The organism is Pseudomonas soli (assembly GCF_021283165.2).
In the GTDB taxonomy this organism is placed as follows: domain Bacteria; phylum Pseudomonadota; class Gammaproteobacteria; order Pseudomonadales; family Pseudomonadaceae; genus Aquipseudomonas; species Aquipseudomonas soli.
Genome location: NZ_CP128543.1, coordinates 5,240,502 through 5,267,437 on the forward strand (window position 1 = coordinate 5,240,502; position 26,936 = coordinate 5,267,437).

At 63.2% G+C, this 26,936-nt stretch carries 22 protein-coding genes; 7 read left to right on the plus strand and 15 right to left on the minus strand.

Features of this window, described 5'->3' with window-relative positions:
* Positions 1–36 precede the first annotated feature (36 nt).
* The 4 genes from glmM to rlmE all read right to left on the minus strand — a co-directional run bounded on the left by glmM (position 37) and on the right by rlmE (position 4,991).
* Positions 37–1,377: a phosphoglucosamine mutase gene (glmM, locus tag LU688_RS24215; RefSeq protein WP_077418147.1), complete on the minus strand. Its 1,341-nt coding sequence runs from the start codon at positions 1,375–1,377 to the stop codon at positions 37–39.
* Positions 1,378–1,393: 16 nt separating this feature from the next.
* Complete coding sequence (gene folP, locus LU688_RS24220) at positions 1,394–2,245, minus strand: dihydropteroate synthase (RefSeq protein WP_160290820.1); 852 nt, start codon at positions 2,243–2,245, stop codon at positions 1,394–1,396.
* A gap of 8 nt (positions 2,246–2,253) precedes the next feature.
* Complete coding sequence (ftsH, locus tag LU688_RS24225) at positions 2,254–4,161, minus strand: ATP-dependent zinc metalloprotease FtsH (protein WP_038706866.1); 1,908 nt, start codon at positions 4,159–4,161, stop codon at positions 2,254–2,256.
* A gap of 203 nt (positions 4,162–4,364) precedes the next feature.
* Complete coding sequence (gene rlmE / locus LU688_RS24230) at positions 4,365–4,991, minus strand: 23S rRNA (uridine(2552)-2'-O)-methyltransferase RlmE (protein WP_011532133.1); 627 nt, start codon at positions 4,989–4,991, stop codon at positions 4,365–4,367.
* Positions 4,992–5,093: 102 nt separating this feature from the next.
* Here rlmE and LU688_RS24235 point away from each other — a divergent pair, with 102 nt between their 5' ends.
* Positions 5,094–5,402 (plus strand): YhbY family RNA-binding protein, encoded by a 309-nt coding sequence (locus tag LU688_RS24235; protein WP_027595032.1) that lies wholly within the window; start codon positions 5,094–5,096, stop codon positions 5,400–5,402.
* 12 nt (positions 5,403–5,414) lie between these two features.
* Here LU688_RS24235 and LU688_RS24240 read toward each other — a convergent pair whose 3' ends face one another.
* The 8 genes from LU688_RS24240 to grpE form a co-directional block, all read right to left on the minus strand.
* Positions 5,415–5,864 carry a hypothetical protein gene (locus LU688_RS24240; RefSeq protein ID WP_023629345.1) on the minus strand — a complete coding sequence of 150 codons (450 nt, stop codon included), beginning with the start codon at positions 5,862–5,864 and terminating at the stop codon, positions 5,415–5,417.
* Entirely contained in the window at positions 5,842–6,324 is a 483-nt protein-coding gene (greA, locus tag LU688_RS24245) for a transcription elongation factor GreA (RefSeq protein WP_023629346.1), read from the minus strand. Before greA ends, LU688_RS24240 begins: the two co-directional genes overlap by 23 nt.
* Positions 6,321–9,542: a carbamoyl-phosphate synthase large subunit gene (carB, locus tag LU688_RS24250; RefSeq protein WP_031314636.1), complete on the minus strand. Its 3,222-nt coding sequence runs from the start codon at positions 9,540–9,542 to the stop codon at positions 6,321–6,323. The genes greA and carB overlap by 4 nt, the downstream gene beginning before the upstream one ends.
* Positions 9,543–9,647: 105 nt before the next feature.
* Positions 9,648–10,784, minus strand: a complete 1,137-nt coding sequence (gene carA / locus LU688_RS24255; protein ID WP_023629348.1) for a glutamine-hydrolyzing carbamoyl-phosphate synthase small subunit — start codon at positions 10,782–10,784, stop codon at positions 9,648–9,650.
* A gap of 226 nt (positions 10,785–11,010) precedes the next feature.
* Complete coding sequence (gene dapB, locus LU688_RS24260) at positions 11,011–11,817, minus strand: 4-hydroxy-tetrahydrodipicolinate reductase (protein ID WP_038706867.1); 807 nt, start codon at positions 11,815–11,817, stop codon at positions 11,011–11,013.
* Positions 11,818–11,830: 13 nt separating this feature from the next.
* Entirely contained in the window at positions 11,831–12,955 is a 1,125-nt protein-coding gene (dnaJ, locus tag LU688_RS24265) for a molecular chaperone DnaJ (RefSeq protein ID WP_028691264.1), read from the minus strand.
* A gap of 212 nt (positions 12,956–13,167) precedes the next feature.
* Entirely contained in the window at positions 13,168–15,093 is a 1,926-nt protein-coding gene (dnaK, locus tag LU688_RS24270) for a molecular chaperone DnaK (protein WP_023629351.1), read from the minus strand.
* A gap of 101 nt (positions 15,094–15,194) precedes the next feature.
* Positions 15,195–15,749 (minus strand): nucleotide exchange factor GrpE, encoded by a 555-nt coding sequence (gene grpE, locus LU688_RS24275; protein ID WP_023629352.1) that lies wholly within the window; start codon positions 15,747–15,749, stop codon positions 15,195–15,197.
* 183 nt (positions 15,750–15,932) lie between these two features.
* Here grpE and recN point away from each other — a divergent pair, with 183 nt between their 5' ends.
* Entirely contained in the window at positions 15,933–17,606 is a 1,674-nt protein-coding gene (gene recN / locus LU688_RS24280; RefSeq protein ID WP_232888236.1) for a DNA repair protein RecN, read from the plus strand.
* A gap of 77 nt (positions 17,607–17,683) precedes the next feature.
* Here the strand turns inward: recN and fur are convergent, their stop codons facing one another.
* Positions 17,684–18,088, minus strand: coding sequence for a ferric iron uptake transcriptional regulator (gene fur, locus LU688_RS24285; protein ID WP_028691268.1), 405 nt, complete (start codon positions 18,086–18,088; stop codon positions 17,684–17,686).
* Between the two features lie 97 nt (positions 18,089–18,185).
* Between fur and LU688_RS24290 the strand changes: the two genes are divergently transcribed.
* Complete coding sequence (locus tag LU688_RS24290; RefSeq protein ID WP_023629354.1) at positions 18,186–18,704, plus strand: outer membrane protein assembly factor BamE; 519 nt, start codon at positions 18,186–18,188, stop codon at positions 18,702–18,704.
* An 88-nt stretch (positions 18,705–18,792) separates the two neighbouring features.
* Here the strand turns inward: LU688_RS24290 and LU688_RS24295 are convergent, their stop codons facing one another.
* Complete coding sequence (locus tag LU688_RS24295) at positions 18,793–19,227, minus strand: type II toxin-antitoxin system RatA family toxin (protein WP_038706868.1); 435 nt, start codon at positions 19,225–19,227, stop codon at positions 18,793–18,795.
* Positions 19,228–19,388: 161 nt separating this feature from the next.
* Between LU688_RS24295 and smpB the strand changes: the two genes are divergently transcribed.
* The gene (gene smpB, locus LU688_RS24300) at positions 19,389–19,871 is read left to right on the plus strand and encodes an SsrA-binding protein SmpB (RefSeq protein ID WP_023629355.1); all 483 of its coding nucleotides are present in this window, start codon (positions 19,389–19,391) and stop codon (positions 19,869–19,871) included.
* 118 nt (positions 19,872–19,989) lie between these two features.
* Here smpB and LU688_RS24305 read toward each other — a convergent pair whose 3' ends face one another.
* Positions 19,990–20,757 carry an FCD domain-containing protein gene (locus LU688_RS24305; protein WP_104444857.1) on the minus strand — a complete coding sequence of 256 codons (768 nt, stop codon included), beginning with the start codon at positions 20,755–20,757 and terminating at the stop codon, positions 19,990–19,992.
* A 260-nt stretch (positions 20,758–21,017) separates the two neighbouring features.
* Here LU688_RS24305 and LU688_RS24310 point away from each other — a divergent pair, with 260 nt between their 5' ends.
* The 3 genes from LU688_RS24310 to LU688_RS24320 all read left to right on the plus strand — a co-directional run bounded on the left by LU688_RS24310 (position 21,018) and on the right by LU688_RS24320 (position 26,779).
* A complete protein-coding gene (locus LU688_RS24310; protein WP_038706869.1) occupies positions 21,018–22,688 on the plus strand; it encodes a lactate permease LctP family transporter in 1,671 nt (556 codons plus the stop codon).
* Between the two features lie 63 nt (positions 22,689–22,751).
* A complete protein-coding gene (gene lldD, locus LU688_RS24315) occupies positions 22,752–23,897 on the plus strand; it encodes an FMN-dependent L-lactate dehydrogenase LldD (protein WP_038706870.1) in 1,146 nt (381 codons plus the stop codon).
* 71 nt (positions 23,898–23,968) lie between these two features.
* Complete coding sequence (locus tag LU688_RS24320) at positions 23,969–26,779, plus strand: FAD-binding and (Fe-S)-binding domain-containing protein (RefSeq protein WP_160290818.1); 2,811 nt, start codon at positions 23,969–23,971, stop codon at positions 26,777–26,779.
* Positions 26,780–26,936 lie beyond the last annotated feature (157 nt).

The following is a 26,936-nucleotide window of genomic DNA, read 5'->3' on the forward strand; positions in this document are numbered from 1 at the left end:
ATCTTACCCAACCCGATCTGCGCTGGCAAGCCTCTTTCAGGCACAAACTTCTTCAACGAGCTTGGCCAGGGCCTCGGCATGGCCGCGCACCTGGGTTTCGTCATCACCTTCGACCATCACCCGCACCAACGGCTCGGTACCGGACTTGCGCAGCAGCACTCGACCGCGACCGGCCATGGCCTCGGTCGCCTTGGCGCTGGCCTCTTTGACCAACGGGTTTTCCAGGGGATCGCTCTTGCCCGCGGCAAAGCGCACGTTGATCAGCACCTGCGGGCACTTGCGCACCGCCTGGCGGGCCTGGGCGAGGTTCTCGCCACGGCGCTTGAGCGCCATCAGCACTTGCAGCGCGGCGATGATCGCATCTCCCGTGGTGGTGTGGCTGCCGCAGACGACATGCCCGGAATTTTCGCCACCCAGCAGCCATTCGCGTTCGAGCAGCTCGGCCATCACGTAGCGATCACCAACCTTGGCGCGCACGAACGGAATATCAAGCTCCTTGAACGCCAACTCCAGACCCAGGTTGCTCATCAGCGTTCCGACCACGCCGCCTTGCAGCTTGCCGCGCTCCTGCATGTCGCGACCGATGATGAACAGCAGCTCGTCGCCATCGACGATGGTGCCGGTATGATCGACCATCAACACACGGTCACCGTCGCCGTCGAAGGCGATGCCGATGTCCGCATGCCCGACCAGCACCGCCGCCTGCAGCGACTCGATATGGGTCGAACCGCAGTTTTCGTTGATGTTCAGACCATCCGGTGCGGCGTGGAGCACGGTAACGTCGGCACCCAGCTCACGGAACACACTCGGCGCCACCTTGTAGGTGGCACCATGCGCGCAGTCCACCACGATCTTGAGGCCTTCGAAACTGGTGCTGCTGGGCACGCTGCTCTTGCAGAACTCGATGTAGCGCCCCGCCGCGTCGTTGATGCGCGAAACCTTGCCCAGCTTGCTGGACTCGACGACGGTCATCGGCTGGTCGAGCAGTTCCTCGATCATCAGCTCGACTTCGTCCGGCAGCTTGGTACCGGCACCGGAGAAGAACTTGATGCCGTTGTCATCATGCGGATTGTGCGAAGCACTGATGACGATACCCGCTTCGGCATGGAAGGTGCGGGTCAGGTAGGCGATGGCAGGCGTCGGCATCGGCCCGAGCAGCATCACGTCGGCGCCGGCCGCAGACAGTCCGGCCTCCAGCGCGGATTCGAACATATAGCCCGAGATACGGGTGTCCTTGCCCACCAGCACACGGCAATTGCCTTGCTTGCGGAAGGCCATGCCCGCCGCCCAGCCGAGTTTCAGCATGAAGTCCGGGGTGATGGGGAACTGGCCAACGCGACCACGGATACCATCGGTACCAAAGTATTTTCTGCTCATAGTGACTCCAATGTTCTTATTCGGCGCTCTGCACGGCCGCGATCATGCGCACCACGTCGACGGTTTCCGCCACGTCATGCACCCGCAGGATGCTCGCACCCTTGGTCATGGCCAATGCCGCCAGCGCCAGGCTACCGTACAGGCGCTCACCGACGGGGCGGCCCAGCGCGAGGCCGATCATGCTCTTGCGCGAGACACCTACCAGTAGCGGCCTGCCGAGGCGATAGAGCGCTTCCATGTGTTTGAAAAGGCTGAGGTTGTGCTCGAGGGTCTTGGCAAAGCCGAACCCCGGATCGAGGATGATGCGCTCAGCCCCGATGCCCGCCGCCGCACAGGCGGCCATACGCTGTTCAAGATAGCGCGTAACATCGGCTGTCACATCTTCGTACTGTGGATTGTCCTGCATGTTGCCCGGCTCGCCACGCATGTGCATGAGACACACCGGCAAGCCGGTATCCGCCGCCGCATCAGGCGCACCGTCGCGCTCCAGGGCGCGCACGTCATTGATCAAGCCAGCACCGAGGCGCGCGGATTCGCGCATGACAGCAGGTGTCGAGGTATCGACCGAAATGACCACGTCGAGCCGGCTGTTGATCGCCTCGACAATCGGCGCCACACGCTCCAGCTCCTCGGTAGGCGAAACGGCGCGGGCACCCGGGCGGGTGGATTCGCCCCCCACGTCGATCAGGGTCGCTCCGGCCGCCACCATCTCCTCGGCATGACGCAGGGCCGCATCGCGCTGACTGAAGCGTCCACCATCGGAGAACGAGTCTGGGGTGACATTGAGGATACCCATGACATGGGTACGGGACAAATCAAGAACCCGGTTGCCGCAAGGCAACCGGGTCGGGTACTGCTGTGAGGTCATAGAAACCCTTAGTGCTGAGCCGCTGGACCGCCGATCGGCGACTCCGGGCGATCATCCTGGGAAGCTTGCTTGCCAGAGGTCCCGGCATCGTTGTCCCAGTCACGTGGCTCACGTGGAGTGCGGCCCGCCATGATGTCGTCGATCTGGTCGGCATCGATGGTTTCGTACTTCATCAAGGCTTCGGCCATGGCGTCGAGCTTGTCGCGATTGTCGGTGAGGATCTGCTTGGCCGTGGCATAGCACTGGTCGATGATGCTGCGCACTTCGGAGTCGATCATCTTCGCCGTCTCGCCGGAAACGCTGGCATGCTGGCTACCCGCGCTGCGGCCGAGGAACACCTCGCCCTCTTCTTCGGCGTACATCAGCGGCCCGAGTTTTTCGGACAGGCCCCACTTGGTGACCATGTTCCGGGCAATCTGGCTCGCACGCATGATGTCGTTGGAGGCGCCAGTGGTCACACCATCGAAGCCCAGAGTCATCTCTTCAGCGATACGACCGCCGTAAAGCGAGCAGATCTGGCTGATCAGCGCACGCTTGGACAGGCTGTAACGGTCTTCTTCCGGCAGGAACATGGTCACACCCAGGGCACGACCACGCGGAATGATCGACACCTTGTACACCGGATCATGCTCGGGGACGACACGGCCGACGATGGCGTGGCCAGCTTCGTGGTAAGCGGTGTTCTGCTTCTCTTTCTCGGACATGACCATGGTCTTGCGCTCGGCGCCCATCATGATCTTGTCCTTGGCCAGCTCGAACTCCTTCATCTCGACTACGCGCTTGCTGGAACGGGCCGCGAACAGCGACGCCTCGTTGACCAGGTTGGCCAGGTCGGCACCGGAGAAGCCAGGAGTACCGCGGGCGATGACCGCCGCGTTGACGTTCTCGCCGATTGGCACCTTGCGCATGTGCACTTTGAGGATCTGCTCGCGACCACGGATGTCCGGCAGGCCGACCACAACCTGGCGGTCGAAGCGACCGGGACGCAGCAGCGCCGGGTCGAGCACGTCGGGACGGTTGGTGGCGGCGATGACGATGATGCCATCGTTCATCTCGAAGCCATCCATTTCGACCAGCAACTGGTTCAGGGTCTGCTCACGCTCGTCGTGACCGCCGCCCATGCCGGCGCCACGGTGGCGGCCGACGGCGTCGATCTCGTCGATGAAGATAATGCAAGGAGCGTGTTTCTTGGCCTGCTCGAACATGTCGCGCACGCGGCTGGCACCCACGCCGACGAACATCTCGACGAAGTCGGAACCGGAAATGGTGAAGAACGGCACCTTGGCTTCGCCGGCGATGGCCTTGGCCAGCAGGGTCTTACCGGTACCGGGCGGGCCGACCATCAACACACCGCGAGGAATGCGGCCACCCAGGCGCTGGAACTTGCCTGGGTCACGCAGGAACTCGACCAGCTCGCCAACTTCTTCCTTGGCCTCGTCGCAACCAGCAACGTCAGCCAGGGTAGTCTTGACCTGATCTTCGGACAGCAGGCGCGCCTTGCTCTTGCCGAAGCTCATCGGGCCGCCTTTACCACCGGCACCGCCCTGCATCTGGCGCATGAAGAACATGAACACGGCGATGATCACCAGGATCGGGAAACTGGCCACCAGCAACTGGGTCCAGATGCTCTGCTGCTCAGGCTGCTTGCCTTCGACGGTGACGTGGTTATCGACCAGGTCGCCGATCAGGCCGTTATCGGTGATGGCCGGGCGGACGGTCTTGAAGTTGTCGCCGTCGGTGCGCTTGCCGGTAATGATGTAGCCGTCGACGGTCACGCGCTCGACCTTGCCATCCTTGACCTGCTGGATGAAGTCGGAATAGTTGAGGGTCTGCGGCTCGTTAGGGCTCGAGAAGTTGTTCATCACCGTCACCAGGACGGCGGCGATGATCAACCAGAGGATCAGATTCTTTGCCATGTCGTTCAATTCGCTACCCTCTGAGGCCGGCGCACGACGCAGCCGTGCCTCGCATGATATTCATCGCCCTAACTTACTACATTACCCACGCATCCGCAGGCACCGTCTGTAACCCTTTGTGAAAGCTAGACTACACGAAGTTCGGACGATCCAGACGGAGCCGCCGATTGGAAATAACTATCGGCAACCCCGCAGCACGCCTTTCACGCTCCCTTGAAACCCTTGCCCAACAGGTACTGTTCGCGGGAGCGATCCCGCGAGGACGACGGCTTGCGCATCTGCACCTTGTCGAACTTGCTGCGCACGTCCTTCAGGTACATGTCGAAACCCTCGCCCTGGAAGATCTTGATCAGGAAATCCCCGCCGGGCTTGAGCACGCGGGTCGCCAGATCCAGGGCCAGTTCACAGAGGAACATGGCACGCGGCATGTCCACCGCGGGCGTACCACTCATATTGGGGGCCATATCGGAAATCACAAGGTCTACGTGCGAATCACCGACCGCCTGCAGGATCTGCTGCAACACTTCGTCCTGGGTAAAGTCGCCCTGGATGAAGGTAACGTCCGGGATCGAGTCCATTTCCAGGATGTCCGAGGCGATCAACCGCCCTTGGCCACCAATCAGACGACTGGTCACCTGCGACCAGCCACCTGGCGCTGCGCCGAGGTCGATCACGCTCATGCCGGGGCGGATCAGGCGGTCTTTTTCCTGGATCTCCAGCAGTTTGTAGCTCGCACGCGAGCGGTAGCCATCCTTCTGCGCCTGTTTCACAAAAGGATCGTTGAAATGCTCTCGCAGCCAGTTTGCGCTGCTTTTGGAACGTTGTACCACGGGGCACCTCGATGATATGCGTCGTGTTTGACTGGGCGGAGCCAGGGGCCCTCGGGTAAAATGCCCGTCAATTTTACAGAATCAGACGAAAAGGGTCAGATTATGCCGCTCAATAACGAGCAGAAGAAGCAATACAAGTCCATTGGTCATGACCTGAAGCCGGTCCTGATCGTTGCTGGCAACGGTGTGAACGAAGGCGTCGCCGCCGAACTGGAACGCGCCCTGGCCGATCACGAGCTGATCAAGGTCGAAATCCGTTCGGAAGACCGTGAAGAGCGCGCCGCGGCGATCGCCGAACTGTGCAAGGTCGGCCGCGCCGAGCTGGTGCAGACCATCGGCAAGAAGGCGCTGATCTACCGCAAGAACCCACAGCCGAACAAGCAGCTGTCCAACATCCACCGCTTCAAGTAACGGTGGCGCCGATCAGTGGCGCGCCTTGCGCGCCCTGACCGGAACCGGCTGGGCCACCAGCACAATGCCGGAAAAACCCAGCACCAAAAAGCAGAACATCTGCCAGCGTTCGCCCACGGAGATCCCGTAGCGCAGAGTGTAGTAGCTGACGCAGGCAGCAAAACCGAGCAACAGCATCTGGCCGCGAAATTGCCGCCACCAGGCCGCCAGGCCATCCACCCTCGCCAATACCGCCAGCTGGGTCAACAGCCCGAGCATTGCCACGCCGATCAACCAACGGTCGATCTGTGCAGCAATGTCGTGCACCAGCAACGGCGCCAGGCCACTGACTTTCAGCGCAGGCACCAGCCCCACGTGGAACACCCACAGGCCGCCGACCCAGAAAACCTGGGCCAGCTGCCAGAGGATCCCCTCGAGGGATGGCGCCCGCAGGCGCCGGTCAGATGTGTTTGACTTCGACAATCTCGTACTCGACCGTACCGCTTGGCGTCTTCACCACCACGGTGTCACCTTCTTCCTTACCAATGATGGCACGGGCGATCGGTGCGCTGCTCGACAGCTTGCCTTGTTTCACGTCAGCTTCATCTTCACCGACGATCTGGTAGGTCACCTCGTCATCGGTTTCGGTGTTGGCCAGCACCACGGTGGTACCGAAAATCACCTTGCCGGTGTGGGCGATGGTGGTGACGTCGATCACCACCGAGTTCTGCAGGCGGCCTTCGATATCGCGGATACGCGCCTCGACCATGCCCTGCTCCTCACGGGCGGCATGGTATTCGGCGTTTTCCTTGAGATCGCCCAGCTCGCGGGCCTCACCGATAGCCTGGCTCAGGCGCGGGCGCTCGGTCTTGCTCAGGAACAGATGCTCTTCTTCCAGGGCGCGAGCGCCCTGGACGGTCATCGGGTACTTGGTAATGCTCATGCTTTGAGTCCTGCATGCAGATCCTGCAGGCGACGAACGGTCTTTTCCGGACCGAATTTCAGCGCCTCGCAGATGGCTTCACCGGCCGCAATGGTGGTGGTGCAGTAAATCTTGTGCTGCAGCGCATTGCGACGAATCGAGTAGGAGTCGGCGATCGACTGGCGGCCTTCGGTGGTGTTGATGATCAGCGACACTTCGTCGTTCTTGATCATGTCGACCACGTGTGGGCGACCCTCGGTCACCTTGTTCACACGGCGCACTTTCAGGCCGGCCGCTTCGATAACCTTGGCGGTACCTGCAGTTGCAACCACTTCGAAGCCCAGGGCGATCAGGTCGCGGGCAACGCCAGCCACTTGCGGCTTGTCGTCGTCGCGCACGCTGATGAACGCGGTACCGCCGGTCGGCAGCACTTCGCTGGCGCCCATCTGGGCCTTGGCGAAGGCTTCACCGAAGCTGTCGCCGACACCCATGACTTCACCGGTGGATTTCATCTCAGGGCCGAGGATCGGGTCAACCCCTGGGAACTTGGCGAACGGGAAGACGGCTTCCTTCACGCTGTAGAAGTTCGGGATGATTTCCTGGGTGAAGCCCAGTTCTTTCAGGGTTTTACCAGCCATGACGCGCGCGGCGATCATCGCCAGCGAGGTGCCGATGCACTTGGACACGAACGGCACGGTACGCGAGGCGCGCGGGTTGACCTCGATCACGTAGATCTTGTCGCCCTGCAGGGCCAGCTGCACGTTCATCAGGCCGACCACGCCCAGTTCCAGGGCCATTTTCTTGACCTGTACGCGGACTTCGTCCTGCACTTCCTTGCTCAGCGAGTAAGGTGGCAGCGAGCACGCCGAGTCACCGGAGTGAACGCCGGCCTGCTCGATGTGCTGCATGATCGCGCCGATCACCACGTCGGTGCCGTCGCAGACCGCATCCACGTCCATCTCGATGGCGCAGTTGAGGAAGTGGTCGAGCAGCACCGGGCTGTCGTTGGACACTTGCACCGCTTCACGCAGGTAACGCTTGAGCTCGTCCAGCTCGTAGACGATCTCCATCGCACGGCCGCCCAGTACGTAGGACGGGCGCACCACCAGCGGGTAGCCGATAGTGCCGGCCGCCTTGATGGCTTCGTCTTCGCTGCGCACGGTGGCGTTTGGCGGCTGCAGCAGGTTCAGGCGCTGAACCATCTGCTGGAAACGCTCGCGGTCTTCGGCGCGGTCGATGGCGTCCGGGCTGGTGCCGATGATTGGCACGCCGGCTTCTTCCAGGGCACGGGCCAGTTTCAGCGGGGTCTGGCCGCCGTAGTGGACGATGACGCCCTTCGGCTTCTCGACGCGGCAGACTTCCAGCACGTCTTCCAGGGTCAGCGGCTCGAAGTACAGACGGTCGGAGGTGTCGTAGTCGGTGGAGACGGTTTCCGGGTTGCAGTTGACCATGATGGTCTCGTAACCGTCTTCACGCAGTGCCAGCGCTGCGTGCACGCAGCAGTAGTCGAACTCGATGCCTTGGCCGATACGGTTCGGGCCACCGCCCAGGATCATGATCTTGTCACGGGTCGACGGGTTGGCCTCGCACTCTTCCTCGTAGGTCGAGTACAGGTAGGCGGTGTCGGTGGCGAACTCGGCGGCGCAGGTGTCGACGCGCTTGTACACCGGGAACACTTCCAGCTTGTGGCGGTGACGGCGCAGGTTCTTGTCGGTGATGCCGAGCAGCTTGGCCAGGCGCTGGTCCGAGAAGCCCTTGCGCTTGAGGCGCAGCATGTAGTCCTTGTCGATCGCCGACAGGGCCAGGGTCTTGACCTTCTCTTCTTCCTTGATCAGGTCTTCCATCTGCACCAGGAACCACAGATCGATGCCGGTCAGCTGGAAGATTTCCTCGATGGTCATGCCCGAACGCATGGCATCGGCGACATACCAGATACGCTCGGCACCCGGCACGGTCAGTTCGCGCTTGAGGATGCTGGCGGCTTCCGGGCTGGCCAGGTCGACTTTCGGGTCGAGGCCGCAGGCGCCGACTTCCAGGCCACGCAGGGCTTTCTGCAGGGATTCCTGGAAGGTACGGCCGATGGCCATGACTTCACCAACAGACTTCATCTGGGTGGTCAGACGGGCGTCGGCCTTGGGGAACTTCTCGAAGGCGAAGCGTGGCAGCTTGGTGACGACGTAGTCGATCGACGGCTCGAAGGACGCCGGGGTACGGCCGCCGGTGATGTCGTTCTGCAGTTCGTCCAGGGTGTAGCCGATGGCCAGCTTGGCGGCGATCTTGGCGATCGGGAAGCCGGTGGCCTTGGACGCCAGGGCGGACGAACGCGAAACACGCGGGTTCATCTCGATCACGACCATGCGGCCGGTGTTCGGGCAGATGCCGAACTGCACGTTGGAACCACCGGTTTCGACACCGATTTCACGCAGCACCGCCAGCGAGGCGTTGCGCATGATCTGGTATTCCTTGTCGGTCAGGGTCTGTGCCGGAGCCACGGTAATCGAGTCACCGGTGTGCACGCCCATCGGGTCGAAGTTTTCGATGGAGCAGACGATGATGCAGTTGTCCTTCTTGTCGCGGACCACCTCCATCTCGTATTCCTTCCAGCCGATCAGCGATTCGTCGATCAGCAGTTCCTTGGTCGGCGACAGGTCCAGACCACGGGTGCAGATTTCTTCGAACTCTTCACGGTTGTAGGCAATACCGCCACCGGTGCCGCCCATGGTGAAGGACGGGCGGATGATGCATGGGAAGCCGAGCTTCTCGAGGACCGCATTGGCCTCTTCCATGCTGTGGGCGATACCCGAGCGCGGGCACTCAAGGCCGATATCCTTCATGGCCTTGTCGAAGCGCGAGCGGTCTTCGGCCTTGTCGATGGTGTCGGCGTTGGCACCGATCATCTCTACGCCGAACTTTTCCAGAACGCCATGGCGCTCCAGGTCCAGGGCGCAGTTCAGCGCGGTCTGGCCGCCCATGGTCGGCAGGACGGCGTCCGGGCGCTCTTTTTCGATGATCTTGGCCACCGATTGCCATTTGATCGGCTCGATGTAGGTGGCGTCGGCCATGGCCGGGTCGGTCATGATGGTGGCTGGGTTGGAGTTCACCAGGATGACGCGGAAACCTTCCTCGCGCAGGGCCTTGCAGGCCTGGGCGCCGGAATAGTCGAACTCACAGGCCTGGCCGATCACGATCGGGCCAGCGCCGAGAATCAGGATGCTTTTGATGTCTGTACGTTTTGGCATGGTGGTCACTCAAATCCGGGGTCAGTCGGCAAGCCGCTTTGAACAATCTGGGTCAGGCGCTTCCGGGCGCGGCACAAGCCGGCCCGGGGCCTTGAAGCAGGATGCTCAGCGGCGCTTGGCCATGGCATCGGTGAAACGATCGAACAGTGGCGCGACGTCGGTCGGGCCCGGGCTCGCTTCAGGGTGGCCCTGGAAGCTGAACGCGCTCTTGTCGGTGCGCTCGATACCCTGCAGGGTGCCGTCGAACAGCGACTTGTGAATGGCGCGTACGTTAGCCGGCAAGGTGGCTTCGTCGACGGCAAAGCCGTGGTTCTGGCTGGTGATCATGACCACGCCGGTGTCCAGGTCCTGGACCGGGTGGTTGGCACCGTGGTGGCCATGGCCCATCTTCACGGTCTTGGCGCCGGAGGCCAGGGCCAGCAGCTGGTGGCCGAGGCAGATGCCGAAGACCGGAATCTCGGTTTCGAGGATTTCCTTGATCGCCTGGATGGCGTAGTCGCATGGCTCCGGATCACCAGGGCCGTTGGACAGGAACACACCATCGGGGTTGAGCGCGAGCACTTCGCTGGCCGGGGTCTGGGCTGGCACCACGGTCACGCGGCAACCACGCGCGACCAGCATGCGCAGGATGTTCAGCTTGACGCCGTAGTCAAAGGCAACCACGTGGTAAGGCAGGTCGGCAGCGTCGATGGTCGGGTGGCTGTCGGTCTTCAGTTCCCACACGCTGGAACGCCACTCGTAGCGCTCCTTGGTGGAAACGACCTTGGCCAGGTCCATGCCCTTCAGGCCCGGGAAGGCACGGGCAGCGGCGATGGCCTGCTCTTCGGTGATGTTGTCACCGGCGAGGATGCAGCCGTTCTGGGCGCCCTTTTCACGCAGGATACGGGTCAGGCGACGGGTATCGATACCGGCGATGGCGACAACGTTGTTGGCCTTGAGGTACTCAGGCAGCGACTGGGTATTGCGCCAGTTGCTGGCCAGCAGCGGCAGGTCGCGGATGACCAGGCCGGCGGACCAGACGCGGTTGGATTCGGCGTCTTCCGGGGTAGTGCCGGTATTGCCGATGTGCGGGTAGGTCAGGGTGACGATTTGCTGCGAGTAGGAAGGGTCTGTAAGGATTTCCTGGTAGCCGGTCATAGCGGTGTTGAATACCACCTCGCCAACGGTCTGACCGTCGGCACCAATGGCTTCACCGCGAAAAATACTGCCGTCGGCAAGGGCGAGTATGGCTGGCTTTGTCAAGAAGACCTCCCGTAAATCAAGCATGAAAGGGCGATCGCAGGTTGCAAAAAAGCGGAGTGACGTATGGACACGTCACCCCGCTTTTAAGTGCTGAATTCAATTCGCTGCGCGCTTTTAGTGGACACACTAAAGCTGTAGCTTACAGAAAAGTGCGTTTTCGGTCTACCGTAGATGTGTCTCTAAAACACACCAATGCGACAAGGGGCTGCCAGGCAGCCCCACGGCATCAACGCAGTTCGAGCACGTCTTGCATGTCGTACAGGCCAGGCTCGCGCCCTTCCAGCCACAGCGCGGCGCGCACGGCGCCCTTGGCGAACGTCATGCGGCTGGAGGCCTTGTGGGTGATCTCCAGGCGCTCGCCTTCGGCGGCGAACAGCACGGTGTGGTCACCGACCACATCACCGGCACGCACGGTGGCGAAACCGATGGTCTTGCGATCACGAGCACCGGTCTGGCCTTCGCGCCCATAAACCGCCACTTCCTGCAGGTCACGCCCCAACGCATTGGCAACCACTTCACCCATGCGCAGCGCGGTCCCCGACGGCGCATCGACCTTGTGCCGGTGATGGGCCTCGATGATCTCGATATCCACATCATCGCCCAGCACCCGGGCCGCCATGTCCAGCAGCTTGAGGCTGAGGTTCACGCCCACGCTGAAGTTCGCGGCGAAGACGATCGGGATTTCCTTGCCCGCCTCCGCCAGCAGCTCTTTCTCTTCCGGCGTGAAACCGGTGGTGCCGATGACCATGGCCTTGCCCGCCTTGCGGCAGAACGCCAGGTTCTTCAGGGTCACCGAAGGATGCGTGAAATCGATCAGCACATCGAACTCGTCGGCGACCTTGGCCAGGTCATCGCAGATCGGCACGCCGATACGCCCCAGGGCCGCCAGTTCGCCGGCATCGGCCCCGACCAGCGAGCTGTCCGGGCGATCGATCGCCGCCGTCAGCCCGGTCTGGGGCGCCTGCTGCTGCACAGCCTCGACGAGGGTCTTGCCCATCCGCCCCGCCGCGCCCATTACCGCAATACGTCGCATAGCCTGTTCCTTCTCAGAGATCGCCGAAGAAGCGCTTCACACCCTCGAACCAGCCGCTGGCCTTGGGCGAATGGGAGCTGTCGCCTTCCAGCGAATCGCGCAGCTCTTCGAGCAGCTCGCGCTGGCGACGGCTGAGGTTGACCGGCGTTTCCACCGCCACCCGGCACAGCAGGTCGCCTGCCGCGCCACCGCGCACCGGTGCCACGCCCTTGCCGCGCAAGCGGAACTGCTTGCCGGTCTGGGTGCCTTCGGGGATCTTCAGCTTCACGCGACCATCGAGGGTCGGCACTTCCAGCTCGCCCCCCAGGGCGGCATCGGTATAGCTGATCGGCACTTCGCAGTAGAGGTGCTTGCCGTCGCGCTGGAAGATCGGGTGCTCGCGCACATTGACGACCACGTACAGGTCACCGGTAGGGCCGCCATGGGCACCCGCCTCGCCTTCGCCGGACAGGCGGATGCGATCGCCGGTATCGACGCCAGCCGGCACCTTGACCGACAGGGTCTTGTATTCCTCGACACGGCCTTCGCCGTGGCACGAGCCGCAAGGGTCGGTGATGATCTTGCCCTGGCCGTGGCAGCGCGGGCAGGTCTGCTGCACCGCGAAGAAGCCCTGCTGCATGCGCACCTGGCCGATACCGCCACAGGTCGGGCAGGTCGACGGGGTCGAGCCCTTCTTGGCGCCGGAGCCATCGCACGGCTTGCAGTTGACCAGCGTGGGGACGCGGATATTGACCGTGGTACCGCGCACCGCCTCTTCGAGATTGAGCTCGAGGGTGTAGCGCAGGTCGCTGCCACGCTGGGCGCCGCCACGACCACCACCACGACCACCGCCGAAGAAATCACTGAAGACATCGCCGAAGATATCGGAGAAGTTGGCACCACCGAAGCCGGCACCGCCGCCGCCCATGCTCGGGTCGACGCCGGCATGGCCGTACTGGTCGTACGCCGCACGCTTGCTGGCATCCGACAGCACTTCGTAGGCCTCGTTGGCCTCCTTGAACAGGTCTTCGGACTCTTTGTCACCCGGGTTGCGGTCAGGGTGGTACTTCATCGCCAGACGGCGGTAGGCCTTCTTCAGATCACCTTCACTGGCGCCACGCTCGACACCCAGGACTTCATAAAAATCACGCTTTGCCATAGGTCATTTGCACTCTTGGGGGCGTTCGGCATACCTCTGCGCATCGGTGCGCCATGCCGTCAGCACCTGCCGCCATACGCGAATGCGCCCAGACAGATGCTGTAAATAATTCTCGTGTTCCAGACACGCCAACGCGGGAGCAAGCCCCCGCGCGGCGACATCCTACCAGCTCACCGGCAAACGACGGTGAACTGGGCGACAACATGCAGGATTTACTGCTTGTTGTTGTCTTTTACTTCTTCGAACTCGGCGTCAACCACGTCGTCATGCTTGGCTTCCGGCTCGGCCTGCTGGGCGCCGCCCTGCGGTTGCTCGGCCTGTTGCTCGGCGTACATCTTCTGGGCAACAGGGGCCGAAACCTTGGACAGCTCCTCGACCTTGGCGTCGATGGCAGCCTTGTCGTCGCCCTTGACGGCGGCTTCCAGGGCTACCACGGCGGCCTCGATGGCAGTTTTCTCTTCGGCGGTGACCTTGTCACCCGCTTCAGTGATCATCTTGCGGGTCGAGTGGACCAGCGCGTCACCCTGGTTACGGGCGGCGGCCAGCTCTTCGAACTTGCGGTCTTCCTCGGCATTGGCCTCGGCGTCACGCACCATTTTCTCGATTTCTTCGTCGGACAGGCCGGAGTTGGCCTTGATCACGATCGACTGCGCCTTGCCGGTGGCCTTGTCCTTCGCACCGACGTGCAGGATGCCGTTGGCGTCGATGTCGAAGGTCACTTCGATCTGCGGTACGCCACGTGGAGCCGGCGGAATATCGGCCAGGTCGAACTTGCCCAGCGACTTGTTCTGCGAAGCTTGCTTGCGCTCGCCCTGCAGCACGTGGATGGTCACGGCGCCCTGGTTGTCATCGGCGGTCGAGAACACCTGCGACTTCTTGGTCGGGATGGTGGTGTTCTTCTCGATCAGCGCGGTCATCACGCCACCCATGGTTTCGATACCCAGGGTCAGCGGGCTGACGTCCAGCAGCAGTACGTCCTTCACGTCACCAGCCAGAACGGCGCCCTGGATGGCGGCACCCATGGCGACGGCTTCGTCCGGGTTGACGTCCTTGCGCGCTTCCTTGCCGAAGAAGTCGGCAACGGCTTTCTGCACCATCGGCATACGGGTCTGGCCACCGACCAGGATCACGTCGTCGATCTTGCTGGCATCGATGCCGGCGTCCTTCAGGGCGATTCGGCATGGCTCGATGGTACGGTTGACCAGGTCTTCGACCAGCGACTCCAGCTTGGCGCGGGAGATCTTCACGTTCAGGTGTTTCGGACCGGTTGCGTCTGCAGTGATGTACGGCAGGTTGACGTCGGTCGACTGGGCCGAGGACAGCTCGATCTTGGCTTTTTCAGCGGCTTCTTTCAGGCGCTGCAGGGCCAGGGGATCGTTCTTCAGGTCCATGCCGGACTCTTTCTTGAACTCGTCGACGAGGTAGTCGATCAGGCGCATGTCAAAGTCTTCACCACCCAGGAAGGTGTCGCCGTTGGTGGCCAGTACTTCGAACTGGTGCTCACCGTCGACTTCGGCGATTTCGATGACCGACACGTCGAAGGTACCACCACCCAGGTCATAGACGATGACGGTGTGGTCGCCCTTGCCCTTGTCCATGCCGTAGGCCAGCGCGGCGGCAGTCGGTTCGTTGATGATGCGCTTGACGTCCAGGCCAGCGATGCGGCCGGCGTCCTTGGTTGCCTGGCGCTGGCTGTCGTTGAAGTAGGCCGGCACGGTGATGACCGCTTCAGTGACAGGCTCGCCGAGGTAGTCTTCGGCGGTCTTCTTCATTTTCTTCAGGACTTCGGCGCTGATCTGCGGCGGCGCCATTTCCTTGCCGGAAGCCTCGACCCAGGCATCACCGTTGTTGGCCTTGACGATCTTGTAAGGCACCAGCTTGATGTCTTTCTGGACGACGTCTTCTTCGAAGCGGCGGCCGATCAGGCGCTTCACCGCGAACAGGGTGTTGTGCGGGTTGGTGACCGCCTGGCGCTTGGCCGACTGGCCAACCAGGATTTCGCCGTCGTTGGCGTAGGCGATGATCGAAGGCGTGGTGCGCGCGCCTTCGGCGTTCTCGATGACCTTGGCAGTGCCGTTTTCCAGCACGGAGACGCAGGAGTTGGTGGTCCCCAGGTCGATACCGATGATTTTACCCATGATGATTCTCCCGAAACTTGAATTTGGTAGCAGTGACTGCTTTGGCCATCTGCACTAATACTTGAAGGCTTGACACCTAGATGGGGGCGCCCGGAAAGATTTCAAGCCTTTTCATTGATCGAAGGTTGCGCAGCGCTCGGCGCCTTGCTGACCACCACCATGGCGGGGCGCAGCAGGCGGCCGTTGAGCAGGTAGCCCTTCTGGAACACGTTGATCACGCTGTTCGGCTCGACATCGGCGCTTTCCTGCATGGCCATCGCCTGGTGGTGTTCGGCGTTGAACGGCTGACCGTGCGGATCGACGGCCTCAAGGTTGTAGCGCTTGAGGGTGTCCTGGAACATCTTCAGGGTCAGCTCGACACCTTCACGGATCTTCTTGACGTTCTCGTCTTCGGCGCTGGAGTGCGCCAGGGCCAGCTCCAGACTGTCGATCACCGGCAGCAGGTCGGAGGAGAACTTCTCCAGGGCGAACTTGTGCGCCTTCTCGACGTCCTGCTCGGCACGGCGACGGATGTTCTGCAGGTCGGCGGCGGCGCGCAGGGATTGGTCCTTGGCGGCGGCCAGCTGCTCTTCGAGCTCCAGAACGCGCGCGTCGGCGGTTGCTGCACCGGCTTCTTCGGAATTCAGGTTCTTCTCATCCAGCTGTTCGTCAGCCATTGGGTTTCTCCTCCACGATTTCTGTCGTGCGAGCCAGGCTCGCCATGTCTTGCCGGCTATATGGGGTCGGAAAAACCAGGTTCAAGGGGGCAGGTGCTTTTCCACATTCGTCGACCGGCTATTGGCAGACTCGCGAAAAGCACTGTATAAATATCCAGACACGACCCCTCGGGAGCCGCCCCAATGCTGGTGCACCTGTCCATCCACAACTACGCCATCGTCGAACACCTCGACCTCGAGATCGCCCGCGGGATGTCCGTCATCACCGGCGAGACCGGGGCCGGCAAGTCGATCATGCTCGACGCCCTCGGCCTGGCCCTTGGCGACCGCGCCGACAGTGGCGTGGTGCGTCCGGGCACCGACAAGGCGGACATCCTCGCCACCTTCGACCTGGTCGACATCCCCGAAGCGCACGCCTGGCTCGCCGAGCGCGACCTGGAAAGCGACGGCCCGTGCATCCTGCGCCGGGTGATCACCGCCGAGGGCCGCAGCCGCGGCTACATCAATGGCACCCCCTGCCCGCTGGGCGACCTCAAGGCGCTGGGCGAGCTGCTGATCGACATCCACAGCCAGCACGAACACCAGTCACTACTGAAAACCGACACCCATCGCCGCCTGGTGGACGAGTACGCCGGCGCCACCGACCTGGCCCGCCAGGTGCAGTTGGCCGCCAAGCGCTGGAACCAGACGCGCCAGGAGCTGGAGCGCCTGAGCAACTCCGGCGACGAGCAGCGGGCGCGCCACCAGTTGCTCAGCTACCAGCTGGAAGAACTCGACAACCTCGGCCTTGGCGAAAACGAGCTGGAACAGCTGGAGCAGGAGCACAAGAACCTGACCAACGCCGAGGCACTCTTCGGCATCTGCCGCCAGGTCATCGAGCAGTGCAGCGAAAGCGATTCGGGCAACGTACTGAGCGCCCTGACCATGAGCCTCAATCGCCTCGGCGCGGTAGGCAATGCACCCAAGGCACTGGGCGAGGCGGTCAACCTGATTGCCAGCGCGCAGATCCAGGTGGAGGAGGCCGTCGGCGAACTCAACCGCTTCCTCGACAACTTCGATGCCGACCCGATGCGCCTGCAGACCCTCGAAGAACGCCTGGACACTATCTATACCCTCGCGCGCAAACACCGCGTGCACCCCACCGAACTTCCGCACCTGCACCAGCGGCTGATGGAAGAGCTGGAGGGCCTGAATGCCAGCGACGAATCGATCGAGCGACTGGGCGAGGAGCTCGCGGCCTTCGCCCAGCACTATAAAGAGAAGGCCATTGAGCTCAGCGCCCTGCGCCAGCAGGCGGCCAAACAGCTGGCCACCGCAGTGGAGCAGGAAATCCAGCGCCTGGGCATGCCAGGCGGGCGTTTCTGCATCGAACTCACCCCCTTCGAAAGCACTGACCTCTCGCCCCACGGCCTGGAGCAGATCGAGCTGCTGGTCAGCGCCAACCCTGGTCAGCCACTCAAGGGCCTGGCCAAGGTGGCCTCAGGCGGCGAGCTGTCACGCATCAGCCTGGCGATCCAGGTGATCACCGCACAGACTTCACGCATTCCGACCCTGGTATTCGACGAAGTCGACGTGGGTATCGGCGGCCCGACCGCCGAGATCGTCGGCCAATTGCTTCGCCGCCTCGGCGAACGCGGCCAGGTGCTGACCGTGACCCACCTGCCACAGGTAGCCGCCCAAGGGCATCACCACCTGTTCGTGCACAAGGTGCGCAACAGCGACACCACACACACCGCCGTGGCCAGCCTGGGCAAGCGCGAGCGGGTCGAGGAAGTGGCGCGGATGCTGGGCGGCATCGACCTCACCAAGGAGTCGCTGGCCCATGCGCGCAAGATGGTGGTGACCAGCAAGACCTGAGCGGCCGAAGCGAGCCCAACCCAAAAAGCACAAAGGCGACCCGAAGGTCGCCTTTGTCGTCAATAACGATTCAATCGTTACTTCTTTTTACGTACGTACAGCACCAGATTGTGGTCCACCAGCTCGAAGCCATGCTCGGCAACAATCTCTTTCTGGCGCTTCTCGATTTCGGCATCGAAGAATTCAATGACTTCACCGCTGTCCACGTTGACCATGTGATCGTGGTGCTTGCCATCCGCCAGCTCGAACACCGCGTGGCCGCCATCAAAGTTGTGGCGCTCCACCAGGCCCGCCGCTTCGAATTGGGTCAGTACGCGGTACACGGTCGCCAGACCGACATCTTCGCCAGCTTCCATCAGCGCCTTGTACACATCCTCGGCACTCATGTGACGCTGCTCGGCGGAGTCGAGCATCTGAAGAATCTTTACTCGAGGCAGGGTTACCTTGAGGCCCGCTTTGCGCAATTCGCTATTTTCAACCATGGTCAGCTTTCTCGCCGATGCTGCTTCGCAGCTTCTCTTAATACGGGTATGATCGGGGTTTACGTTGTCCAGCCAAGATAGTGGAAGTCGCCCACCGATGCAAAACACCAAGCTCTTGCTAAACAGCCTCACCCTCGTGGGACTGCTCGCACTCGCCGGTTGCTCGTTTCCCGGGGTTTACAAAATCGACATCCAGCAGGGCAATGTCGTCACGCAGGACATGATAGACCAATTGCGCCCGGGAATGACCCGCCGACAAGTAAGGTTTATCATGGGTAACCCCCTGCTGCAGGACACTTTCCACACCAATCGCTGGGATTACCTCTACAGCCTGCAGCCTGGCGGCGGCCAGCGCCAGCAAGAGCGCATGAGCATTTTCTTCAACGAGAACGACCAACTGGTCAACCTCTCAGGCGACTTCATGCCAGGCGTCAGCCGCGACCAGGAAATCCTCGGCGGCAGCGGCGACACTACAGTCAACCCGGACAAGCAACCGAGCCAGTCCGAGAAGCCGGCCAAGCCAGGCTCGCTGGAAGACTCGCTGCAAAAGGAAATCGACAACGTCGAGACCACCCCGGTGCCAACACCAGCACCGCTGGAAACTTCGCCGCAGTAAATGCGCCGATACTAAAAAGCCCGGATCGTTTCCGGGCTTTTTATTGCCTGCATGAATGACGGAGTTTACTCACCCGCCACGCGCACCCTCAACCATTGAGCTGCTTGGCCCGCTGGCAGAAGGCATCGACCATGGTGTTGGCTGCCTGGTTGAACAGTGGCCCCAAGGTGGCCCGCACCAGGGCACCGGCGTAGTCGAACGACAGGTCGAGGCTGATCTTGCAGGCCTTTTCTCCCAGCGGCTTGAACACCCACAGCCCATGCAACTGGGTGAACGGCCCCTCTTCAAGGTTCATCTCGATCGACTGCCCCGGCACCAGCACATTGCGCGTGATGAACTGCTGGCTCATGCCACCCTTGGCCACTTCCAACCTGGCGCGCATGTGCGTATCACTGGCCTCGAGCACTGTGGACGCCGAGCACCAGGGCAGGAACTCCGGGTAGCTCGCCACATCGTTGACCAGGTCGTAGAGCGCCTGGGCAGGGTACGGCAGCAGAGCGGAGCGTTGAATATGGGTAGTCATCCAGGCGTCACTTCCAAACTGGGCGGCAGCGCTTGTCAGCGCCTTGAAAACGGCTCTGCGCGGCAGAGCGTGGGTTGCATTGTCCGGGATTCACACAACAGGCTCAAGCGCAGCTAAACCCCGTAGCCGAGGACGCGGCGACTGCCTATAATGCCGCCCCTATGGCTAAACAAAAGAAGCATCCGACCGGGACCATCGCGCAGAACAAGAAAGCGCGACACGATTACTTCATCGAACACAAGTTCGAGGCCGGGCTGGTCCTGTCCGGCTGGGAAGTAAAAAGCCTGCGGGCCGGCAAGGCGCACCTGACCGACAGCTACGTGCTGCTCAAGGATGGCGAAGCCTGGCTGTTCGGCAGCCACATCACCCCACTGAACACCGCCAGCACCCACGTCATTGCCGACCCCATCCGCACCCGCAAGCTGCTGCTGAACAAGCGCGAGCTCGAGCGCCTGGAAGCGGCCGTGGCGCAGAAGGGCTACACCTGCGTGGCGATGTCGCTGTACTGGAGCAAGCACCTGATCAAGTGTGAGATCGCACTCGGCAAGGGCAAGAAGGAGTTCGACAAGCGCGATACCGTGCGCGAGCGCGACTCCAACCGCGAGCTGCAGCGCACGATGCGCAACAAGGGCAAGGAAGAGTAAGGCTCGGCCTGACCTTTCCCGTGGGAGCGGGCTTGCCCCGCGATCGCGCCAGGCCAGGCAGCACCGCTGCCCATGCTAGCGCGATCGCGGGGCCAGCCCGCTCCCACGAAGCCCAGAATCAGCGCCCGCTGCGCCGCTCCGCCCGCGCAACCCGCTGTGCTTCCTGCTGCGCCTCCTGCAGCACCTCCTGCACATACAGGATGTGCCGGCTGGAAACCTCCCGCGCGTCCTCCGCACGCCCTTCGACAATCGCCAGGTACAACTCGCGATGCTGGCTGATCAGCATGTCGCGGGTCTCAGTGCGTTGTTGGTACATGCCGCCAATGTTGGTCACCACATTGCGCTTGAGCAGGTCGAACAACCCGCGAATAGTGTGCAACAACACGGCATTGTGGCTGGCCTCGGCAATGGCCAGATGGAAGCGAGCATCGGCAGCCCCCTCCTCCGCCCGATCCACCTCACCGACACGGTTGTAGCAGTCCTGCAAGGCGTCGAACGCAGTCTTCAGCCGCTCACGATCCGGCCCGGTGGCGCGCTGCGCCGCGTAGTAGGCGCAGGACGCCTCCAGCGTATGACGAAACTCCAGCAGGTCACGCTGCGCCTCGGGGCTGGATTCGAGCAGCTTCAGCAAGGGGTCGCTGAAGGTCGAGCCCAATGACTCGGCCACATAGTTGCCGCCGCCCTGGCGACTGACCAGCAAGCCCTTGGCCACCAGCTTCTGGATAGCCTCGCGCAACGACGGCCGCGACACGCCGAACTGCTCGGCCAGGGCGCGCTCGGCCGGCAGGCGCTGACCCGAGGTGAGGGTGCCTTCGAGAATCATCCCTTCCAACCGATCGACGATGTCGTCGGACAGGCGCCGCTGGCGGACCTGATCAAAAACCATCACATGCTCTCCACGAACCCCGGGGATGCCAATCCGGGGGCGCCTATTCTGCGCCTATCCGGCTTGCGCCGACAGCCGTCAGGCGGCGTTTTTCCCAGCCAATCAGATGCCCGCTCATCGGCATCCGACCAAAGTTTCCCACAGGACAAATTGACACACCCTGCGTGGCGCTCTTAACCTAGCGACCAGCCATTGTAAATTGGTCTTACCAATTATCCAATGCCAGTGCCTTGACCAACAACAATTAGGGGCCACCCCATATGCAAACCTGGCAACAACTCTATACCCCGCTTGGTAGCCTTGGCCTGTCCGCGCTGGCGGCGGTCATCCCAATCGTGTTCTTCTTCCTCGCCCTCGCCGTGTTCCGCCTCAAGGGCCACGTCGCCGGCAGCATCACCCTGGCACTGTCGATCCTGGTGGCGATCTTCGCCTTCCAGATGCCTGTCGACATGGCACTGGCCGCTGCGGGTTATGGCTTCCTCTACGGCCTGTGGCCGATTGCCTGGATCATCGTCGCCGCGGTGTTCCTCTACAAACTCACGGTCAAGAGTGGCCAGTTCGAAGTCATCCGCAGCTCGGTACTGTCGATCACCGACGACCAGCGCCTGCAAGTACTGCTGATCGGCTTCTGCTTCGGCGCCTTCCTCGAAGGCGCGGCCGGCTTCGGCGCCCCGGTAGCGATCACCGCCGCGCTGCTGGTGGGCCTGGGCTTCAACCCACTGTACGCCGCCGGCCTGTGCCTGATCGCCAACACCGCCCCGGTGGCCTTCGGCGCCCTGGGCATCCCGATCATCGTCGCCGGCCAGGTGACTGGCATCGATGCCTTCCACATCGGCGCCATGACCGGCCGCCAACTGCCGCTGCTGTCGCTGTTCGTGCCGTTCTGGCTGGTGTTCATGATGGACGGCGTGCGCGGCGTGAAAGAGACCTGGCCTGCCGCCCTGGTGGCCGGCCTGAGCTTCGCCGTCACCCAGTACTTCACCTCCAACTTCATCGGCCCGGAGCTGCCCGACATCACCTCGGCCCTGGCCAGCCTGATCGCCTTGACCCTGTTCCTCAAGGTCTGGCAGCCCAAGCGCGCATTCGCCGAGGCCAAGGGCAGTGTCGGCGCCGCCGTCGTGCAATCCAGCGGCAGCCAACCGAGCCCGTACAGCTTTGGCGAGATCTTCAAGGCCTGGTCGCCATTCCTGATCCTCACCGTACTGGTCACCATCTGGACCCTGAAACCGTTCAAGGCGGCCTTCGCCCCAGGCGGCGCGATGTACAACTTCGTGTTCAACTTCGCCATCCCGCACCTCGACCAGCTGGTGGTCAAGACCGCACCAATCGTCACAGCGCCCACCGCCATGCCGGCGGTGTTCAAGCTCGACCCGATCTCCGCCACCGGCACCGCGATCTTCCTCTCGGCACTGATCTCGATGTGGGTGCTGAAGATCAACTTCAAAACTGGTCTTACCACTTTCAAAGAAACCTTCTGGGAACTGCGCTGGCCGATCCTGTCGATAGGCATGGTGCTGGCCTTCGCCTTCGTCACCAACTACTCGGGCATGTCTTCGACCATGGCCCTGGTGTTGGCCGGCACCGGCGCGGCGTTCCCGTTCTTCTCGCCGTTCCTCGGCTGGCTGGGCGTGTTCCTGACCGGTTCGGATACCTCGTCCAACGCCCTGTTCAGCTCGCTGCAGGCTACTACCGCGCACCAGATCGGCGTCAACGACACCCTGCTTGTGGCGGCCAACACCAGTGGCGGCGTGACCGGCAAGATGATCTCGCCGCAGTCGATCGCCGTGGCCTGCGCCGCCACAGGCCTGGTCGGCAAGGAATCCGACCTGTTCCGCTTCACCGTCAAGCACAGCCTGTTCTTCGCCACCATCGTCGGCCTGATCACTCTGGTCCAGGCCTACTGGCTCACTGGCATGCTGGTTCATCACTAAAGTGAAAGGGGCCGGGCGCCTTGACGCGCCCGGCATTCCCCACAAGCAACGCTGCGAGAATCCATGATCATTTCCGCCTCCACCGACTATCGCGCCGCGGCCCAACGCAAGCTGCCTCCCTTCCTGTTCCACTACGCCGACGGCGGCGCCTACGCCGAACACACCCTGCGCCACAACGTCTCGGACCTGGCCGGCATCGCCTTGCGCCAGCGCGTGCTGAAGAACATGTCCGAGCTGAGCTTGCAGACGCAGCTGTTCGACGAAACCCTGAGCATGCCCGTGGCCCTGGCCCCGGTCGGCCTCACCGGCATGTACGCCCGCCGTGGCGAAGTGCAGGCGGCACGCGCAGCGGCGGCCCATGGCATTCCGTTCACGATGTCGACGGTATCGGTGTGCCCGATCGAAGAAGTGGCCCCGGCCATCGACCGGCCGATGTGGTTCCAGCTGTATGTGCTCAAGGACCGCGGCTTCATGCGCAACGCCCTGGAGCGCGCCAAGGCCGCCGGAGTGAAGACCCTGGTGTTCACCGTCGACATGCCCGTGCCCGGCGCGCGCTACCGCGATGCCCACTCCGGCATGAGCGGCGCCAACGGCCCGCTGCGCCGCGTGCTGCAAGCGATGACCCACCCGCAATGGGCGTGGGACGTCGGCGTGATGGGCCGCCCCCACGACCTGGGCAATATCTCCGCCTACCGCGGCAACCCCACGGGCCTTGCCGACTACATCGGCTGGCTGGGCAACAACTTCGACCCGTCCATCTCCTGGAAAGACCTGGAGTGGATCCGCGAATTCTGGGATGGTCCGATGATCATCAAGGGCATCCTCGACGCCGATGACGCCCGCGACGCGGTCAAGTTCGGCGCCGACGGTATCGTCGTCTCCAACCACGGCGGCCGCCAGCTCGATGGCGTGCTGTCCAGCGCCCGCGCCCTGCCGGCCATCGCCGACGCGGTGAAGGGCGATATCAAGATCCTCGCCGACTCCGGCATCCGCAGCGGCCTCGATGTGGTGCGCATGATCGCCCTGGGCGCCGACAGCGTGCTGATCGGCCGCGCCTTCCTCTATGCCCTGGCCACCCACGGCGAGGCCGGGGTGAAGAACCTGCTGGAGCTGTTCGAGAAAGAGATGCGCGTGGCCATGGTGCTGACCGGCGCCAAGTCCATCGGCGAGATCAGCAAAGACTCGCTGGTCCGCGAACTGGGCGCCTGAGCGCGCCCACCAACGCCTGAATACCCGGGGCACGCCGCGCACCAGACGCCGCGGCCCCGCGAGGAGACTGCATGAGCCTGCCCGCCGCGTTCCTGCGTGATGCCGAGCGCCTGATCCCCGCCGAACGCCGCTTCGACGACCCGACCTCGACCCTGGCCTTCGGCACCGACGCCAGCTTCTACCGGCTGATCCCCAAGCTGGTGCTGCGCGTGGAGTCCGAGAACGAAGTGGTCGCGCTGATCCAGCTGGCCCAGCGCGACCGGGTGCCGGTGACCTTCCGCGCCGCCGGCACCAGCCTGTCCGGCCAGGCCATCAGCGACTCGGTGCTGATCGTGCTCGGCGACAACTGGAATGGCCGGGAGATTCGCCACCAGGGCGGGCAGATCCGACTACAGCCCGGCGTGATCGGCGCCCAGGCCAATGCCTGGCTGGCCCCCTATGGGCGCAAGATCGGCCCGGACCCGGCATCGATCAACGCCTGCAAGATCGGCGGCATCGTCGCCAACAATGCCAGCGGCATGTGCTGCGGCACCGCGCAGAACACCTATCACACCCTCGCCGGTCTGCGCCTGGTGCTGGCCGACGGCACTCGCCTGGACAGCGAGGACCCGGCCAGCGTCGCCGCCTTTGAGCACAGCCACGCCGGCCTCCTGGACGAACTGGCCCGCCTTGGCCGCGAGACCCGCACCAACACCGCGCTGGCTGAGCGCATCCGGCACAAGTACCGGCTGAAAAACACCACGGGGCTATCACTCAACGCACTGGTGGACTATGACCAGCCGCTCGATATCCTCCAGCACCTGCTGGTCGGTTCCGAAGGCACCCTTGGTTTCATCAGCGCCGTCACCTACAACACCGTGCCCGACCACCCGCACAAGGCCAGCGCGCTGCTGGTGTTCCCCAGCGTCGAAAGCTGCTGCCGCGCCGTGACCGTGCTCAAGCGCCAGCCAGTCTCCGCCGTGGAGCTGCTCGACCGCCGCAGCCTGCGCTCGGTGCAGGAGATGCCGGGCATGCCGGCGTGGGTCAAGGACCTGTCGGCCAACGCCTGCGCCCTGCTGATCGAGTGCCGCGCCGCCAGCCAGAGCCTGCTGCACGAGCAGCTCGAGCAGGTGATGGCGTCCATCGACGACTACCCGCTGGAGCAGAAGGTCGCGTTCAGCGAAGACCCGGCGGTGTACAACCAGCTGTGGAAGATCCGCAAGGATACCTTCCCCGCCGTCGGCGCCGTGCGCCAGACCGGCACCACGGTGATCATCGAGGACGTGACCTTCCCCATCGAGCAACTGGCCGAAGGCGTCAACCGCCTGATCCAGCTGTTCGACAAGCACCGCTACGACGAGGCGATCATTTTCGGCCACGCCCTGGAAGGCAACCTGCACTTCGTCTTCACCCAGGGCTTCAACAGCGCCGAGGAAGTGGCGCGCTACCAGGCCTTCATGGACGACGTGGCGCAGCTGGTGGCAGTGGAATTCGGCGGCTCGCTCAAGGCCGAGCACGGCACCGGGCGCAACATGGCGCCCTTCGTCGAACTGGAATGGGGGCATGACGCCTACCAGCTGATGTGGAAGCTCAAGCGCCTGCTCGACCCCAACGGCATCCTCAACCCCGATGTGGTGCTGAGCGAGGACCCCGACATCCACCTGAAGAACCTCAAGCCGCTGCCGGCCGCCGACGAGATCGTCGACAAGTGCATCGAGTGCGGTTTCTGCGAGCCGGTGTGTCCGTCAAAAGGCCTTACCTTGAGCCCGCGCCAGCGCATCGTCATGTGGCGCGACATCCAGGCGAAGAAACGCGCCGGCGTTGATACCCGCGAACTGCTGCGCACCTACCAGTACCAGGGCATCGACACCTGCGCCGCCACCGGCCTGTGCGCCCAGCGCTGCCCGGTGGGCATCAACACCGGCGAGCTGGTGAAGAAGCTGCGCGGTCAGGCGGCCGAGCACGGCAAGGCCGCCGACTGGCTGGCCGAGCATTTTCACGCCACCTTGCGCGGCGCGCGATTCACGCTGGCCGCCGCCAATGGCGCGCGCAAGCTGCTCGGCGCCCCGCGCATGAGCCGGCTCAGCGCCCGCCTGAGCAAGGCCAGCAAAGGCCGCCTGCCGCAGTGGACCCCCGCCATGCCGCAGCCGCTGCGGGCCGTCGAGCTCAGCACCGCGAGCCACGACGCCCGCCCTCGCGTGGTCTACCTGGCCGCCTGTGTTTCGCGGGTGATGGGCCCGGCCTATGCCGACCGCGAGCAGAGTTCGCTGCTGGACAAGACCCGTGCCCTGCTGGAGAAGGCCGGCTACCAGGTAGTGTTCCCGGACAACGCCGACAGTCTGTGCTGCGGCCAGCCGTTCGCCTCCAAGGGCTACCCCGAGCAGGCCGAGCACAAGCGCCAGGAACTGATCAACGCACTGCTGCACGCCAGCCGCGGCGGCCTTGACCCGATCTACTGCGACACCAGCCCCTGCACCCTGCGCCTGGTGCAGGACCTGGGCGAATCGCGGCTGGACCTGTACGACCCGGTGCGCTTCATCCGCACCCACCTGGTCGACAAGCTGGAGTTCACCCCCCAGGACGAGCCCGTGGCGGTGCACGTGACCTGCAGCACCCAGCACCTGGGCGAAAGCCAGGCGCTGATCGACCTGGCGCGGCGCTGCAGCAAGCAGGTGGTGATCCCCGAAGGCATCCATTGCTGCGGCTTCGCCGGCGACAAGGGCTTCACCACACCGGAGCTCAACGCCCATTCGCTGCGTACCCTCAAGGACGCGGTGCAGTATTGCAGCGAGGGGATCTCCACCAGCCGCACCTGCGAGATCGGCCTGTCGAGCCACAGTGGCATCGATTATCACGGGCTTGTGTACCTGGTGGACCGGGTGACGCGGGCGCGCAGTCTCTGAACCGCAAGGCAGCCCCGCTCTCTGGTGGGAGCGGGCCAGCCCCGCGATGGCGCCGGCAAAGCCGCCAGCACAACTGCGTCCTGCACAAACCCCACGCACTCAAGTAAACTGGCGGCCTTTTCGCGCAGCCTCGGGCTGCCCCTGTCGATTTACCAAA

Excerpts from the sequence above, each read along its gene's own strand:
- glmM (WP_077418147.1), bottom strand. The coding sequence starts at position 1,377 with ATGAGCAGAAAATACTTTGGTACCGATGGTATCCGTGGTCGCGTTGGC.
- folP (WP_160290820.1), bottom strand. The coding sequence starts at position 2,245 with ATGACCTCACAGCAGTACCCGACCCGGTTGCCTTGCGGCAACCGGGTT.
- ftsH (WP_038706866.1), bottom strand. The coding sequence starts at position 4,161 with ATGGCAAAGAATCTGATCCTCTGGTTGATCATCGCCGCCGTCCTGGTG.
- LU688_RS24235 (WP_027595032.1), top strand. The coding sequence starts at position 5,094 with ATGCCGCTCAATAACGAGCAGAAGAAGCAATACAAGTCCATTGGTCAT.
- greA (WP_023629346.1), bottom strand. The coding sequence starts at position 6,324 with ATGAGCATTACCAAGTACCCGATGACCGTCCAGGGCGCTCGCGCCCTG.
- carB (WP_031314636.1), bottom strand. The coding sequence starts at position 9,542 with ATGCCAAAACGTACAGACATCAAAAGCATCCTGATTCTCGGCGCTGGC.
- dapB (WP_038706867.1), bottom strand. The coding sequence starts at position 11,817 with ATGCGACGTATTGCGGTAATGGGCGCGGCGGGGCGGATGGGCAAGACC.
- dnaJ (WP_028691264.1), bottom strand. The coding sequence starts at position 12,955 with ATGGCAAAGCGTGATTTTTATGAAGTCCTGGGTGTCGAGCGTGGCGCC.
- dnaK (WP_023629351.1), bottom strand. The coding sequence starts at position 15,093 with ATGGGTAAAATCATCGGTATCGACCTGGGGACCACCAACTCCTGCGTC.
- grpE (WP_023629352.1), bottom strand. The coding sequence starts at position 15,749 with ATGGCTGACGAACAGCTGGATGAGAAGAACCTGAATTCCGAAGAAGCC.
- recN (WP_232888236.1), top strand. The coding sequence starts at position 15,933 with ATGCTGGTGCACCTGTCCATCCACAACTACGCCATCGTCGAACACCTC.
- fur (WP_028691268.1), bottom strand. The coding sequence starts at position 18,088 with ATGGTTGAAAATAGCGAATTGCGCAAAGCGGGCCTCAAGGTAACCCTG.
- LU688_RS24290 (WP_023629354.1), top strand. The coding sequence starts at position 18,186 with ATGCAAAACACCAAGCTCTTGCTAAACAGCCTCACCCTCGTGGGACTG.
- LU688_RS24295 (WP_038706868.1), bottom strand. The coding sequence starts at position 19,227 with ATGACTACCCATATTCAACGCTCCGCTCTGCTGCCGTACCCTGCCCAG.
- smpB (WP_023629355.1), top strand. The coding sequence starts at position 19,389 with ATGGCTAAACAAAAGAAGCATCCGACCGGGACCATCGCGCAGAACAAG.
- LU688_RS24305 (WP_104444857.1), bottom strand. The coding sequence starts at position 20,757 with ATGGTTTTTGATCAGGTCCGCCAGCGGCGCCTGTCCGACGACATCGTC.
- LU688_RS24310 (WP_038706869.1), top strand. The coding sequence starts at position 21,018 with ATGCAAACCTGGCAACAACTCTATACCCCGCTTGGTAGCCTTGGCCTG.
- lldD (WP_038706870.1), top strand. The coding sequence starts at position 22,752 with ATGATCATTTCCGCCTCCACCGACTATCGCGCCGCGGCCCAACGCAAG.
- LU688_RS24320 (WP_160290818.1), top strand. The coding sequence starts at position 23,969 with ATGAGCCTGCCCGCCGCGTTCCTGCGTGATGCCGAGCGCCTGATCCCC.